General features: G+C 57.0%; 12 protein-coding genes. 3 read left to right on the top strand and 9 right to left on the bottom strand.

The genetic code is table 11. The features are described from left to right. Positions 1 to 111: 111 nt before the first annotated feature. Together B3K78_RS05140 and B3K78_RS05135 are read left to right on the top strand one after the other, a co-directional pair. Entirely contained in the window at positions 112 to 1,698 is a 1,587-nt protein-coding gene (locus B3K78_RS05140) for a hypothetical protein (RefSeq protein WP_286694569.1), read from the top strand. Positions 1,699 to 1,937: 239 nt separating this feature from the next. Continuing rightward, complete coding sequence (locus B3K78_RS05135) at positions 1,938 to 2,456, top strand: hypothetical protein (protein ID WP_286694568.1); 519 nt, start codon at positions 1,938 to 1,940, stop codon at positions 2,454 to 2,456. On the opposite strand, the gene holA is transcribed toward B3K78_RS05135, so the two are convergent. The 9 genes from holA to miaB form a co-directional block, all read right to left on the bottom strand. Next, the gene (gene holA, locus B3K78_RS05130) at positions 2,443 to 3,462 is read right to left on the bottom strand and encodes a DNA polymerase III subunit delta (RefSeq protein WP_286694567.1); all 1,020 of its coding nucleotides are present in this window, start codon (positions 3,460 to 3,462) and stop codon (positions 2,443 to 2,445) included. The two genes, B3K78_RS05135 and holA, sit on opposite strands and share 14 nt — an antisense overlap. Continuing rightward, positions 3,446 to 3,973, bottom strand: coding sequence for an LPS-assembly lipoprotein LptE (locus B3K78_RS05125; protein WP_286694566.1), 528 nt, complete (start codon positions 3,971 to 3,973; stop codon positions 3,446 to 3,448). Before B3K78_RS05125 ends, holA begins: the two co-directional genes overlap by 17 nt. Then, on the bottom strand, positions 3,963 to 6,413 hold the full coding sequence (leuS, locus tag B3K78_RS05120; RefSeq protein WP_286694565.1) for a leucine--tRNA ligase: 2,451 nt from the start codon (positions 6,411 to 6,413) through the stop codon (positions 3,963 to 3,965). Before leuS ends, B3K78_RS05125 begins: the two co-directional genes overlap by 11 nt. A gap of 103 nt (positions 6,414 to 6,516) precedes the next feature. Continuing rightward, entirely contained in the window at positions 6,517 to 7,989 is a 1,473-nt protein-coding gene (gene lnt, locus B3K78_RS05115) for an apolipoprotein N-acyltransferase (RefSeq protein WP_286694564.1), read from the bottom strand. Positions 7,990 to 8,026: 37 nt separating this feature from the next. Further along, the gene (locus B3K78_RS05110) at positions 8,027 to 9,589 is read right to left on the bottom strand and encodes an FMN-binding glutamate synthase family protein (protein WP_286694563.1); all 1,563 of its coding nucleotides are present in this window, start codon (positions 9,587 to 9,589) and stop codon (positions 8,027 to 8,029) included. Between the two features lie 67 nt (positions 9,590 to 9,656). Continuing rightward, positions 9,657 to 10,514 (bottom strand): CorC family transporter, encoded by an 858-nt coding sequence (locus B3K78_RS05105; protein WP_204997236.1) that lies wholly within the window; start codon positions 10,512 to 10,514, stop codon positions 9,657 to 9,659. A 42-nt stretch (positions 10,515 to 10,556) separates the two neighbouring features. Next, a complete protein-coding gene (gene ybeY, locus B3K78_RS05100) occupies positions 10,557 to 11,033 on the bottom strand; it encodes an rRNA maturation RNase YbeY (protein ID WP_286694562.1) in 477 nt (158 codons plus the stop codon). 2 nt (positions 11,034 to 11,035) lie between these two features. Further along, positions 11,036 to 12,022, bottom strand: coding sequence for a PhoH family protein (locus tag B3K78_RS05095; RefSeq protein WP_286694561.1), 987 nt, complete (start codon positions 12,020 to 12,022; stop codon positions 11,036 to 11,038). A gap of 16 nt (positions 12,023 to 12,038) precedes the next feature. Continuing rightward, on the bottom strand, positions 12,039 to 13,475 hold the full coding sequence (gene miaB, locus B3K78_RS05090) for a tRNA (N6-isopentenyl adenosine(37)-C2)-methylthiotransferase MiaB (RefSeq protein WP_123325605.1): 1,437 nt from the start codon (positions 13,473 to 13,475) through the stop codon (positions 12,039 to 12,041). A 292-nt stretch (positions 13,476 to 13,767) separates the two neighbouring features. Between miaB and B3K78_RS05085 the strand changes: the two genes are divergently transcribed. Then, a partial coding sequence (locus B3K78_RS05085) for an FAD-dependent oxidoreductase (protein WP_286694560.1) occupies positions 13,768 to 14,065 on the top strand: 298 nt, incomplete at its 3' end.

Raw genomic sequence — 14,065 nt, 5'->3', positions numbered from 1 at the left:
CTGTCATTCTGTTGGCTTCGCCCATCAGAGTGAAGTTTTATTTTTATGGCTTTGCTTAAATTTCATCCGACGACAAGTGTTCCTGTTAGGTGACTGAGAGATTTAAGCACGATGAAAAGACCCGTTTTTTTCCAAGCAGCCCTGGCGGGCGCAATGTTCACCCTCGCTGCCTGTGGCGGTGGTAGTGGTGGTGGCAGTACCACCAGTGTGCCGGAGGGCACGCCGGGAAGTGTTGAGCGCCTGCTCTTTCCTTTGAACAGCACGTCAATTCCCAGTCAGTTCGACATGTACGCCACTGACGGCAGCGCTGAGGGCACGGGCTTGCTGAAGGACTTCAATGAAGGGCAGCCGGCTATACAACAATTTAACGACGGTCGAAACCCGATACTTTTTGATGATGGAAAGTTCTATTTTAGTGCCCAATCCCCCAACGAGGGGCGTGAGCTGCGGGTCAGTGACGGCACCGAGGTCGGCACATCAGTGCTAGTGGATATCGAAGGCAGTAGCGGTCCGCTGGATTTGCAGTGGATGGATGGCAAGCTGGCGTTCAGCGCGGGTACAACGGGCTTCGCTCGGGAGTTGTTTGTTTACGATCTCGACGCGGAAACGCTGACAGAGATTGATGTGGGTGGCGTGGCCTCAAAAAACATTCAAGGCATGCAAACGGTCGGCAACTCAATCTTTATCCTTGGCCGAGGGGTAACATCAGATAGCCGTAATGTTCCTGCGCTGTATGTGAGCGATGGCAGCCAGGAAGGTACGCAGCTGGTGTTTGTTGAAGGTGAGCCGGTTGGTGGTGTGGCCGTAAAGCAACCGACCGAGTCGCTGGCGGTGCAGCGCGCTGAAGCGCCAGAAAATGCGCCCCATGTGCTGAGCAATGGCGACTTCTACCCGACGAATATTCAATGGTACAACCTGACAAGCTTCGCTGGACGGCTGTTCTTCTTGGCCAGCAGTGACCCCAACAACCAAAACTCAGTGGTACTGTACAGCGTGGCGGAAGACGGCAGTGATGTGCGCCGCGAGCTGGGTGAGGATGTGACCTTCGTTCGGAATGTAACGGTGGTGGGCGATACGCTGTACTTCTACGCTGACCGCAGTATCAATGCCGCTAACTTCACCCGCCATGTCTACGCCTATGACGGCACCACGCTGCATGAGAGTGGTGATTTCCCCGAGGGGCTGTTTGCCTCGAATTTTTACGCCACCTCGCTGGGCTTGTTCGTTGTGACCACCAACAACGTGTATCGCACTGCGCTTGAAGACGGGGAGTTCACCTTTACGCCCATGCACCCCGGCGACACTATGACCACCTACACGGGCGTGAAATCGCGGACGCAGTTCGGTGAGCTGTTCACCGAAGTTGAGGGCACCATTTACTTCGTGGCTGACACCGTTATTGACGGCACGGCGGTTGGTGAAGAGCTGTGGAAAACCGACGGTAGCGCCGAAGGCACCTCACTGGCGCTGGAAACTAACGACCTGACGAAGGGCGATAATCTGTCTTCAGCGCCACGGCCGCTGTTGGCTCGCTATGCAAACGCGCCCTTAGTAAGCGGCGAGGTGGCTGGTAAGTTGTTTTTCTCAGCCTATGACAACTCGGCGACACCCACCCTGCATGCCTACATGACAGACGGCACCGCCGAGGGCACGGTTAAGCTGCTTGAGCTACCCAACCAAAGTCGCCGGGGCCTGTAGCGTAAATTTCGAGTGGCCAGATAGGGATGCGCCACTGGCAGGGACTGCTCTAGGCACGGATGTCGGCAGGGAAGCACATTCACCCAAACACCGCAGGTGGTTCTCCGCCTGCGGTGTTCTTGTTTTATAAAATACTGAGAAGGCCCGTGAGTTTGTCAAAGGGCTTGTAGGGCGCGCGTCGCGGCAGCACCCACAATGGCTATAATAACCCGCTGGCACAATTGATGAATGGAGGCCTTATGAGACGAGTTCAGCGGGCGCAGTCGCCGTGGTGGCTGTGTGGGCTCTTATCACTCGGGATGAGCCTGATGCTGGTCTCCCTGATTCAGCCCGTGGTGCTACCGTGGTGGGCGTGGCTGCTGATGTTTGTTGTGGTGGTGGCAGTGCTGCGGCGCGGTTATGTCACGCGCAGCGAGCTGGAATGGCGGCAAGGCGAGGGCGAACCTGTGCTTGCGGGGCTGCGAATTTTTGACCGCTATAGCGTCGTGCCGCTATCGATTGCGACGGACCAGATTAATGCGGTCTACCTCGTCCACTACGCGTCGCTTTGGCAGTGCCCGCGCGCTCGCGCCGAGGACGAAGCCAACCCCTACCATCGACCGTATCGGCAGATGGGCTATATCGGCCCGGGTTTGGTATTGCGATACCGCTTGCCTGCAATGGCGGGCGACCCCTCGACGCTGCGCAGTGTGCAATTGCCGATGCCGGAAGCGGCTGATGTTGAGCGGGCGATAAGTCGCGCGCTTAGCCAGCAATAATTGGCTGGCCAGCGAGGCCGGTGATAAGTTCGGTGAACAGCAGGCGAGGTGATTCGTCGCTCTGGCCTTTTTGCGCGGCATCCAGGCGGCCGGCGAGTTGCAGCAGGCGAGAAAGTGAGCCGACGCTGTGTTGGCCTAGGCAGCGCTTGTAAAGATTTTTACGCTTGTCCCACACCCGCGCACCGTCGAGTACACGATCGATGCCATTGCCTTGTTCAATGGCGGCAGCGCAGTTGTAGAGGCTGCGCAGCTCGCGGCTGATGGCGCCGAGCATGGGAATTTCTTCGCTGCCTTCGGCTACCAGCCCGTTGTACATGTTCAGCGCATAGGCGGCGTTACCGGCGAGGGCGGCGTCGATCAATTTGAATACATCGTAGCGGGCGCTGCTTGCCACGGCGGCGGCGACAGTCTCAACACTGACGGCCTGCTCGCCGAGTAAAATTTTTAGCTTTTGAATCTCTTGGTCTGCGGCGAGCAGATTACCCTCCACTCGGTCGGCGAGCAGCTCGGCGGCCTCGCGGTCAGCACTCATACCATTGTCTTTAAGCCGCTGCTGTATCCAGCCGCCGAGCTGGCGGCGGTCTACCGGCCAAATTTGCATGACGGCGCCCGCTTGGTCGATTGCCTTTACCCATTTGGCATTGAGGCTGCGGCTGTCGAGACGGCCACAGGTGATAAGCAGAATATTGCTGCCGTCGGCGTGTTCTAAATACTGTTGCAGGGCAGCGGAGCTTTTCTGGTCCATGCGCGCGCCGCCGAGACGCAGCTCTATCAGTTTGCGGTCGGCAAATAGTGATAGGGATTGGCCCGCTTCCAGCAAGGCATTCCAGTCAAAACCGCGCTCGGCCTCCAGAACGTCGCGCTCGGCGATGCCTTGTTGGCGGCAGTGCTGACGGATGGCGTCGGCGCATTCCTGCTGAGTGAGCAACTCATCGCCGCTCAATAGATACACGGGCAGCAGCTGCTTGGTTAACTGGCTGGCAAGTTGCTCAGGGCGCAGTCGCATTGGCGGGGTCCGCTGGTAGCTGTCGCGACCAGTATTCAAGCTGCTGGGCGAGACGGATACTGAGTTGTTCACGCATTTCGGCGCGCACAATGCTGGATTCCGTTTCCTCGCCGACGGGGTTGTTGGCATCGTTTACGACGAGCCGGCGCTGTTCCAATACAACGGGGCCTTTGAGCAGCTGGCCCTGGGGGCTGAACAGGCTAAGGCGGGCGCGTTCGAACAGGGCGTATTCGGCATCGCGCGCCTCGCGGTCGAGAGCGATACTGCGCTTGTCGTAGCGCAACAATTGAACTTCGGCGATAAGCTGAGCTTGGCCGCGTTTGCGCGTGGTGCCCACCTGGTTGATTTGCAGTTGCCGGCGCAGGGCCTGCTGTAACTCTTGGCTGTCGCGACTACCGCCGACATAAATCGGTTGCAGCGTGCTGGCAATGCCGGTGCTGCCGCGCAGGGCAAAGCCGCAAGCGCTTAGCAGCAACGTGGCAGCAATGAGTACGAGCGCATTAATTCGCAACGATATTCACCAGTTTTTTGGGTACGACAATTTCCTTGCGGATAGTCAGGCCGTCGATAAATTTCTGCACATTTTCCTGGGCCTTGGCCATCGCTTTAATGGTGTCGGCATCGGCGTCGGCAGGTACTTCCATTTTAGCGCGCACTTTACCGTTTACCTGAATCACCATTTCGATACTACTGCGAACCAGGGCCGATTCGTCAACGGTTGGCCAGGAGGCGTCAATCACGGCTTCGCTGTGCCCCAGTTGCTGCCACAATTCGTGGCTGATATGCGGCACGATTGGCGACAGCAGGGCAACGGCGGCTTCCAGGGCTTCGCGTTCAACGGCGAGGCACTGATCGGTGTTGCGCTCAAAGCGCGACAGTTCGTTGACCAGCTCCATGACGGCGGCAATGGCGGTATTGAACGTTTGGCGCCGGCCGAAGTCGTCGCTGACTTTGGCAATGGTTTCGTGCGTTTTACGACGCAGGGCCTGCTGGTCTGCTGTCAGACTGCCAGTGTCGAGCGTCGGTGCGGTGCCAGCGTCCAGGTGGTTGGCTACCAGTTTCCACAGGCGACGCAGGAAGCGGTTGGCACCTTCAACTGCGCTGTCAGACCATTCCAGACTTTGCTCTGGAGGGGCGGCAAACATGATAAACAGGCGCACAGTGTCGGCGCCGTATTTTTCGATGAGTGCCTGCGGGTCGACGGTGTTGCCCTTGGACTTGGACATTTTTGCGCCGTCTTTCAACACCATGCCTTGGCAAAGCAGTTGTGTGAACGGCTCGTCGGAGTGCACCAGCCCTTCGTCGCGCATCAGCTTGTGGAAGAAGCGTGCGTACAACAGGTGGAGAATCGCGTGCTCAATACCGCCGATGTACTGGTCGACGGGCAGCCAGTAATTGGCGCGAACGGGGTCGAGCATGCCGTCCTCATAGTCGGGGCAAGTGAAGCGAGCGTAGTACCAGCTGGACTCCATAAAGGTGTCGAAGGTGTCGGTTTCACGCTCGACTGCCTGGCCGTTCAGCTCATCTTTGCGCCACTCCGGGTCGGCTTTGATGGGCGATTGCACTCCGTCCATTTCCACATCTTCGGGCAGTAGGATGGGGAGTTTGTCCGCGGGCACGGCGATCTCGCCGCCGTCCGGCAGGTTGAACACCGGAATGGGGGCGCCCCAGTAGCGCTGACGGGAAACGCCCCAGTCGCGCAGGCGGTAGTTCGTGGTGACGCGACCTTTGCCGAGTGCGGTGAGTTTGTCGGCGATGGCGGTAAAGGCCTCGTCGAAATTCAAGCCGTCGAATTCACCGGAGTTGATAAGCGGGCCTTTCTCAGTGGCCGCCGCTTGGCTGAGGTCGATATCGTCCGCCGCAATCACTTGCTGAATAGGCAGTTGGTATTTCTGCGCAAATTCAAAGTCGCGCTGGTCGTGCGCCGGCACCGCCATGACGGCGCCAGTGCCATAGTCCATCAACACGTAGTTGGCGATCCACACCGGTACCGGCTCGCCGGTGATGGGGTGGAGAGCGTTGATGCCGGTGGCCATGCCTTTTTTGTCCATGGTGGCCATGTCGGCTTCAGCAACTGAACTGTGGCGGCATTCGTCGATAAAGGCCGCCAGTTCGGCGTTGTTCTCGGCCAGCGCCAGGCTAATGGGGTGCTCTGCGGCCAGGCTGACATAGCTCACGCCCATTAGGGTGTCGGGGCGGGTGGTGTAGACCTCAAAGTGGTCGTGGCCGGCGACGGCTTCGCCCAGGTCAAAGCGCATTTGTACGCCCTGAGAGCGGCCAATCCAGTTGCGCTGCATGGTGCGCACCTGCTCTGGCCAGCCGTCCAGCTGGTCGAGGTCGTTCAACAATTGCTCGGCGTATTCGGTGATTTTAATAAACCACTGAGGAATTTCTTTGCGCTCCACCGGGGTGTCACAGCGCCAGCAACCGCCATCGATAACCTGCTCATTGGCCAGTACGGTTTCGTCGTTCGGGCACCAGTTCACCGCAGAGGTTTTTTTGTAGACCATGCCTTTTTCGTAAAGGCGGGTGAAGAACCACTGCTCCCAGCGGTAGTAGTCGGATTTGCATGTGGCGAATTCGCGCTTCCAGTCGTAGCCGAAGCCCAGCTGCTGCAGTTGGCCGCGCATATAGTCGATATTTTCGACGGTCCATTTTGCCGGCGCGGTGTTGTTTTTCACCGCGGCGTTTTCTGCCGGCAGGCCGAAGGCATCCCAGCCCATTGGCTGCAGAACATTTTTACCCAACATGCGCTGGTAGCGCGAAATAACATCGCCAATGCTGTAGTTGCGAACATGGCCCATATGCAGCTTGCCGCTGGGGTAGGGGAACATGGCCAGGCAGTAGTATTTTTCGCGGCTGTCATCTTCCACGGCAGTGAAGCTACCGTGTTCCTGCCAGTACTGCTGTACGCGAGCTTCAATGTCGCGGGGGGTGTAATGTTGGTCCATTGGCGATGTCGGTCTCTGGGGTTGGCAAGCGCGGGGCTCGGCGATACAAAGCCCAGCATTTTAACAGCTTGTCGCGGCGTCGCCCATGCGAATTCGCAAGCATTTAGCTGCCTTGCTGTGGGCGGCGGCGCAGCGCGGTAAGCGCCAGTGCAAAGCACAGGGCGATAATGGGTGTGGACTGGGCGTAATTAAACGGTGTGCGGCCGCTGCGGGCGTTTACCTCGCCGGTCATCGTGGTGTGAGTGAAAGACGGAATGCGCGTGGTGATATGCCCGCGGTGGTCGACGATGGCGGTGATACCTGTGCTGGTAACGCGGATGAGTTCTCGGCCATTTTCCAGTGCCCGCATCTGCGCCATTTGCATGTGTTGGGCGGGGCCAATCGAGTCGCCAAACCAGGCGTCGTTGCTGATGGTGAATAAGACGTCTGCGTCTCTTGCGCCACGCGCCACGAGGTTGGGATACACGATCTCGTAGCAGATCGATGGCGCAAATTGCCAACCCTTGGCGGAGAGGGGGCGCTGGTCGGCGTCGCCACGACTAAAGCTGGACATGGGCAGGTCAAAAAAGCCGATCAGACCGCGCAGCAGGCTACCGAGCGGAACGTATTCACCGAAAGGGACCAAACGCTGTTTGTGGTACAGGCCTTCGCCGCCATTGATGACCATTGCCGAGTTGTAGATGTCGTCGCCCTGTTTAGTGGGAACGCCGGTGATCAGCGCGGTGTTCGAGGCGGCAGCGCGCTCGCGAATATAGTCAAAGAAGGTTTCGGCGTTGCGATACAGGGCGGGAATGGCAGCCTCTGGCCAAATCACCACATCCACCTGGGGCCACAGTTGTTCTGAGGTAACATCGTAGAGTTCGAGGGTGTCCCAGTAATGGCTATAGGCCCACTTCTTTTCTTGAGTGATATTGGACTGCACGGCGCCAATGCGAAGGGGGGGGTGCTGGGTGGCTTGCGTCCATTCAATCGTTTGCAGGGATGCGCCGAGGCCGAACAATGCGATGCAGCCAGCTATTGGCAGCCAGCGACTGGTTCTGTGTTTGGTGGTGAGCAGATGGCTTACCGCTGCGCCGCTGAGGGCCACCACAAAGCTTAAACCGTACACCCCAACAACGGGTGCCCAACCGGATAGTGGGGTTTCCAACTGGCTGTAGCCAAGGTAGAGCCAGGGAAACCCGGTGAGAAACCAGCCGCGAAACCACTCAAATATCACCCAGGCGGCGGTAAAGCCCAGCAGCCGGCCGCCCTTGCCATCGCGCAGCCAGCGGCTGTACACATAGGCGAACAGCCCGGTGACGAGCCCCAAGCCCAGGCAAAACAGGATGGTCATAAGCGCTGAGAGCAGGGCGGAGGTATTGCCGTAGACATACATGGCGACATAGATCCACGACACCCCGGCAAGAAAGCTGGCGCTGCCAAACAGCCAGCCGCGCAAAAAACCTTCCTTTGCTGAGCAGTCATCCAGGCACCAGGCCAGTGCCGCCATCGCCACTATGGCGAGTGGCCAGTAATGAAAAGGGGCGAGAGACAGGGTGATAAGTGCGCCGGCTAGCGGCGCAATAATCCGTTTCATGGGCGGTGGGGGCTCCGGGGCGCGATCGGTCGCTGGGTCAGGGGGTAAGTGCCTCGTCGGCGGTACTGGCGATCAGGTATTCGGGGCGCGGCGTTTTGTCCGGATAGCGCAGGCTCAGTGGCTCGGGGACGCCGCGTTCGTCTATCAGATACACGTGTTTGCGCTGCAGTGAGCGGGCTTCGCGAACGCCGCAGGAGTGGGCGATAACCCCCACTTCATGCATTAGGTTTTTGGCATAGTTGGCCACCCGGGCAGCTTTGTCGGCGGGCACAAGGCCACGCTGTAGCTCCGGGTCGTGTGTGGTGATACCGGTTGGGCAGGTGTTCTTGTTGCACTGCAATGCCTGGATGCAACCCAGGGCAAACATAAAGCCGCGGGCGCTGACGATAAAGTCTGCGCCAACGCAAATCGCCCAGGCTGCCTCGGCGGGGTTGATCATTTTGCCCGAGGCGATCACTTTTACCCGTTCGCGCAAGCGGTACTCGTTGAGCTTGTCGACCACCAGCGGCAAGCTGCGGCGCAGCGGGAGGCCGACATAGTCGATCAAACTCTGCGGGGCTGCGCCCGTGCCGCCGTCGGCGCTATCGACGGTGATGAAGTCGGGGGCAAATTCCAGCCCGCGGCGGTGAATGGCTTCGCCTAGCTCGTCCAGCCAATCGCTGAAGCCCAGCACCATTTTGAAACCCACCGGCTTGCCGGTAACGCGGCGGATGCGCGCCAGGGTGTCGAGCAGGTCGTCGATACTGCGAATATCCGGGTGGCCATTGGGGCTGATGGAATCCTGGCCAACGGGGATGCCCCGAATGGTGGCGACCTCTTCGGTGACCTTGCCGCCCGGCAGAATGCCCCCTTTGCCGGGCTTGGCGCCCTGACTGAGTTTCAGTTCGAACATGCGTACTTGCGGGTGGCTGGCAAGATCGGCCAGGCGTTGGTCGCTGAGTTTGCCCTCGGCATCGCGCACGCCGTATTTAGCGGTTCCTATTTGGCAGACGATGTCGCAGCCCGCTTCCAGGTGATAGGGGGTGAGCCCGCCTTCGCCGGTGTTCATCCAGATTCCGGCTTGGCGCGCGCCGGCGGCCAGGGCCTGCACTGCCGGTTTGGAAATGGCGCCATAGCTCATGCCGGAAATATTGAATATGGCGGCACTGCTAAAAGGTTCGCGGCAATAGCCTTCGCCAATGGTTACGCTGTGGGTGGGTGCGGCGTCTTCACTTAACGTGGGGAACAGGCAGTTCATAAACAGCACTTCGTTGCTGTGGTTCAGTGGTCGCGTAGAACCGAAGGCGACAGTGTTGTCGATATTTTTTGCGGCGCGGTATACCCAGGAGCGTTGGGAGCGATTGAAGGGCAGCTCTTCGCGGTCCATGGCAAAGAAATACTGGCGAAAGAATTCGCCGAGGTGTTCGAAGAAATAGCGAAAGCGACCGATCAGCGGGTAGTTTCTGCGAATGGCGTGCTGGGTTTGGGTGACGTCGCGGTAGTAGAGCACGGCGAGGTAGATAAGCCCGGCCCCGATTAAACCCACGATTACCAATGCGCTGTAGCTAATAATGCTGTGGGCAATGGCATTGAGTGACGCAAGTGTGCTGCTGTCTGGCATAAAACTCCCCTCTTGGGCGGCGCTGCCCGGCTATTGTAGACCGTAAGCGCGAGGGGAGTTCAAGTTTTTACGCGTCGTCCTTGGCCAGCTCGCGCATGCGCAGCAAATGAATCTGGCGATGGTCGGCATTGACCACTTTGAATTCGAAATGCTCCAACTGGGCCACTTCATTGCGGCTGGGCAGGTGGCCGAAGGACTGCAGTAGCAAGCCACCGATGGTGTCGAATTCGTCGTCGCTTAAATTTGCATTGAAGTAGGTGTTGAACTCTTCAATGGGCGTGAGCGCTTTTACCACGAAGTCGTTATCGGCGATCTTGCGGATCGGCAGGTCGTCTTCCTCGTCGTATTCGTCTTCAATGTCGCCAACGATCTGCTCAAGGATGTCCTCGATCGTAATCAGTCCTGCGGCGCCACCGTATTCGTCGATGACAACGGCCATGTGGTTGCGCTTTTCGCGGAAATCACGCAGCAGCACATTCAGGCGTTTGCTCTCTGGTACCAGGGTGGCGGGGCGCAGCACGGTGCGCAGGTCGATGTCGTCGGTGTTGCCGGTTTTCCACAGCAGGGGCAATAGATCCTTGGACAGCAATATGCCCAGGACCTCGTCCAGTGTGTCGCCGATAACGGGGTAGCGGGAGTGGCCGGTTTCCATGATGATCGGCAGCAGTTCGCTGAGGGGTTGCTCGATCTTCAGCACCACCATTTGCGGCCGGGGAATCATGATTTCCCGCGCCTGCATTTCGCTGATATGCATGGCACCTTCGACGATGCTGGTGGCGTCGTCGTCAATCACTTCATTCTGACGAGCAACGGCTAATACATCGAGCAGGTCTTCGCGGGTTTTGGGTTCAGAGGAAAATGCATGGGCAATTTTTTCGATCCAGGATTTGTCACCCGGATCGCTGCTAGATCGGTCTTCGCTCATGATTTTGTGTGCTGTCCTCGCTGTGGCCTAGTCGCCCGGCGCTTACTGCGCCTCGTAGGGGTTATTGATATTGAGCTGCTTTAACAGCGCAGTCTCAAGAGATTCCATTTCCTCGGCTTCATCATCGTCAATGTGGTCAAAACCGAGTAGGTGGAGTGTACCGTGAATTACCATATGCGCCCAGTGATCGCTTACCGCCTTGCCCTGCTCATGCGCTTCGCGTTCAACCACTTGCCGACAGATAACCAGGTCGCCGAGTAATGGCAGCTCAAGCTCGGGGGGCAGGTCGGCGGGAAACGACAACACATTGGTCGGGGCATCTTTGCCGCGGTAGTCGCGATTGAGGGCCTGGCTTTCCTGCTCGTCGACCAGGCGAATGGTCAGCTCCGCCTGATCGCGGCGATTGGTGAGTGCGGCGCTGGCCCAGTCGCGCAGTTGCTGCTCACTGGGCAGTCCCGGCTGCGGGTCGCAGGCCACTTGCAGGTCCACCTCCAGTTCAAGTGGGTTGCCGTCAGCCATTGCTAGCGAGCGGTCTCGTCGTCAAACGCGGCGTAAGCTTCGACAATTTTCTGTACCAGCGGGTGGCGAACCACATCCTTGGCCTGAAAATAGGTGAGGCTGATCCCTTCGACATCGTCGAGAACCTTCATTACATGGGTGAGACCGCTGGGTGTGCCGCGTGGCAAGTCGATCTGCGTGGCATCGCCAGTGATGACGGCTGTAGAGCCAAAGCCAATACGGGTGAGGAACATTTTCATTTGTTCTACGGTGGTATTCTGGCTTTCATCAAGAATGATAAAGGCATCATTGAGCGTACGGCCACGCATATAAGCCAGCGGGGCGACTTCAATAACATTACGCTCCATAAGCTTTTCCACTTTCTCGAAACCCATCATTTCAAACAGGGCATCGTAGAGAGGGCGCAGATAAGGGTCGACTTTCTGGGATAAATCGCCGGGTAGAAAACCGAGTTTTTCACCGGCTTCAACCGCCGGGCGGGTCAGCAGAATACGGCGCACTTCCTGACGTTCCAGCGCATCTACAGCGCAGGCAACTGCCAGATAAGTTTTACCGGTACCCGCCGGGCCAATACCAAAGGTAATATCGTGATTTACCACATTGGCCACATACTGCGCCTGATGCGGATTACGTGGCTTAATAACGCCACGCTTGGTCTTGATATTGATTTCCTTGCCGTACTGGCCGGATTCTTCGCGCTCAAGGCAATTGGCTTCCTGAATGGCAAGGTGAACCTGCTCAGGCGGCAAATCCGGTATCAGCCCTTTAATTGGCTGCGTCTCGATGTACAGTAACTTAAGTAACTCACCGGCCCCTCTGGTTTGCTGAGGCTCTCCAACAATCTTAAAAAAGTTGTTGCGGTAGGTGATTTCGACGCCCAGTCGACGCTCAATTTGCTTGATGTTATCGTCGAACGGACCGCACAGGCTGGATAACCGTTTATTATCTTCAGGTTCCAGCACGACTTCATTACTTACCAGTTTACTCAAGTTGCTTTACTGCCTCTTAAATTGAAGGTTGAAATTGGCTTACACCAAGTTCATCAGGCAGCTCGGCCTGATGCTTGGCTAAAATACTTTGTGGTGATACGGCTACGCGCAGGCCCATATCGGCCTCGCGACGAACCACTTCGCCACGTAGTGAATTACTGAAGACATCGGTGATTTTAACATCCACAAACTCACCAATCATATCCGGCGTACCCGGGAAGTTAACTACCCGGTTATTCTCGGTACGCCCCTGTAACTCCATAATGTCTTTTTTCGATGGGCCTTCCACCAGGATGCGCTGCTCGGTATCCAGCATATTGCGGGCAATGCGCAGTGCCTGCTGGTTAATACGTTGCTGCAGCAAATAAAGACGTTGTTTTTTGGTGTCTTCGCTTACATCATCCACGGCATCTGCCGCCGGTGTGCCCGGACGGGCCGAGTAAATAAAGCTGAAGCTCAGGTCATAATCCACTGCCTGAATTAAATCCATGGTGGCTTCGAAGTCAGCATCGGTTTCGCCAGGGAAGCCGATTATAAAGTCAGAGGACATGCTGATATTCGGGCGCACTTTACGTAATTTGCGGATCTTTGACTTATATTCAAGGGCAGTGTGGCCGCGTTTCATTAAATTGAGAATGCGATCCGAACCGCTTTGCACCGGCAGGTGCAGGTGATCAACCAGCTCCGGTACGGTTTCGTACACGGCGATAATGTCGTCGGTAAATTCCACCGGATGTGAAGTGGTGTAACGAATACGGTCGATACCATCAATGGCGGCAATCAGTTCCAGCAGTTCGGCAAACCGGCAAACAGAGCCGTCGTGGTGCTCGCCACGAAACGCGTTTACGTTCTGACCCAAAAGGTTAACTTCACGTACGCCTTGTTCGGCCAGCTGTGCGACTTCCAGCAGTACGTCGTCCACCGGGCGACTCACTTCTTCACCACGGGTGTAGGGCACTACGCAGAAACTACAGTATTTGGAGCAGCCTTCCATAATCGACACAAATGCCGTTGGGCCTTCAGCACGCGGCTCTGGCAGGCGGTCGAACTTTTCGATTTCCGGAAAGCTGACATCCACTACCGATGTCTCGCCAGCCTGGATTTGGTTAATCATTTCAGGCAGACGGTGCAGGGTTTGCGGTCCGAAGATGAGGTCGACAAACGGCGCTCGCTGACGAATGTGGTCGCCTTCCTGCGAGGCCACACAACCGCCCACACCAATGATCAGATCCGGGTTGGTCTTTTTCAGATTCTTCCAGCGGCCCAGCTGATGAAATACTTTTTCCTGGGCTTTTTCGCGGATAGAGCAGGTGTTGAGCAAAATAACATCGGCCTGCTCCGCTTCTTCGGCCAGCGAATACCCGTGAGTTGAATCGAGCAGATCGGCCATTTTTTCCGAATCATACTCATTCATCTGGCAACCCCAGGTTTTGATGTACAGCTTTTTACTCATAACAATTCGATAATCACGTTGGGCTGGCGCCAATACTCAGGATAATTAAGCTAATCCCGGGCGCGCAGCGATATTGGTCAAAATAGCCGCGTATTTTAACTGTTATAGACCCCGATCGCCACCCTTGTGAACCGGTCTGAGCGGGATTTTAGCGCTTTTTCGATCCAGCCCAAGGCAAGTTTACGTAACAGCGTAAACTTCATGATTTATTGCTAACGCACTGATATAAAGCGCATGTTAGATTTAACCCCTGAGTTGGGGCATAATCGCAGAACATACACAGGGTTCCTATATGTTTGATTTTTGTATTAATGGTGCCGGCATGGTGGGCGCCGCCACGGCGTTAGGGCTGGCACAGCAGGGTTATCAGGTAGCGATTGTAGAACAGCGTCCGCCGCAGCCTTTTGAGGCTGCCCAACCGCCGGATTTACGTATGTCTGCCATCAGTGTGGCGTCGGTAGATTTACTGCGTGCGTTGGGGGCCTGGCAACATATTGAAGCAATGCGGGTTCGCTCTTACAGTGAGTTATCCGTGTGGGAGCGGCCGGATTGCCGAACCGATTTTTCCGCCAGTGATGCCGGCTTTGAAC

The organism is Spongiibacter sp. UBA1325, assembly GCF_002306875.1.
Lineage (GTDB): Bacteria > Pseudomonadota > Gammaproteobacteria > Pseudomonadales > Spongiibacteraceae > Spongiibacter > Spongiibacter marinus.
Note: the sequence above shows the minus strand (reverse complement) of the source record. Positions and strands in the feature narration are given on the sequence as shown.

Bases quoted from the DNA above. Each gene is read 5' to 3' on its own strand.
- B3K78_RS05140 (WP_286694569.1), top strand. From the start codon at position 112: ATGAAAAGACCCGTTTTTTTCCAAGCAGCCCTGGCGGGCGCAATGTTC.
- B3K78_RS05135 (WP_286694568.1), top strand. From the start codon at position 1,938: ATGAGACGAGTTCAGCGGGCGCAGTCGCCGTGGTGGCTGTGTGGGCTC.
- holA (WP_286694567.1), bottom strand. From the start codon at position 3,462: ATGCGACTGCGCCCTGAGCAACTTGCCAGCCAGTTAACCAAGCAGCTG.
- leuS (WP_286694565.1), bottom strand. From the start codon at position 6,413: ATGGACCAACATTACACCCCCCGCGACATTGAAGCTCGCGTACAGCAG.
- lnt (WP_286694564.1), bottom strand. From the start codon at position 7,989: ATGAAACGGATTATTGCGCCGCTAGCCGGCGCACTTATCACCCTGTCT.
- B3K78_RS05110 (WP_286694563.1), bottom strand. From the start codon at position 9,589: ATGCCAGACAGCAGCACACTTGCGTCACTCAATGCCATTGCCCACAGC.
- B3K78_RS05105 (WP_204997236.1), bottom strand. From the start codon at position 10,514: ATGAGCGAAGACCGATCTAGCAGCGATCCGGGTGACAAATCCTGGATC.
- ybeY (WP_286694562.1), bottom strand. From the start codon at position 11,033: ATGGCTGACGGCAACCCACTTGAACTGGAGGTGGACCTGCAAGTGGCC.
- miaB (WP_123325605.1), bottom strand. From the start codon at position 13,475: ATGAGTAAAAAGCTGTACATCAAAACCTGGGGTTGCCAGATGAATGAG.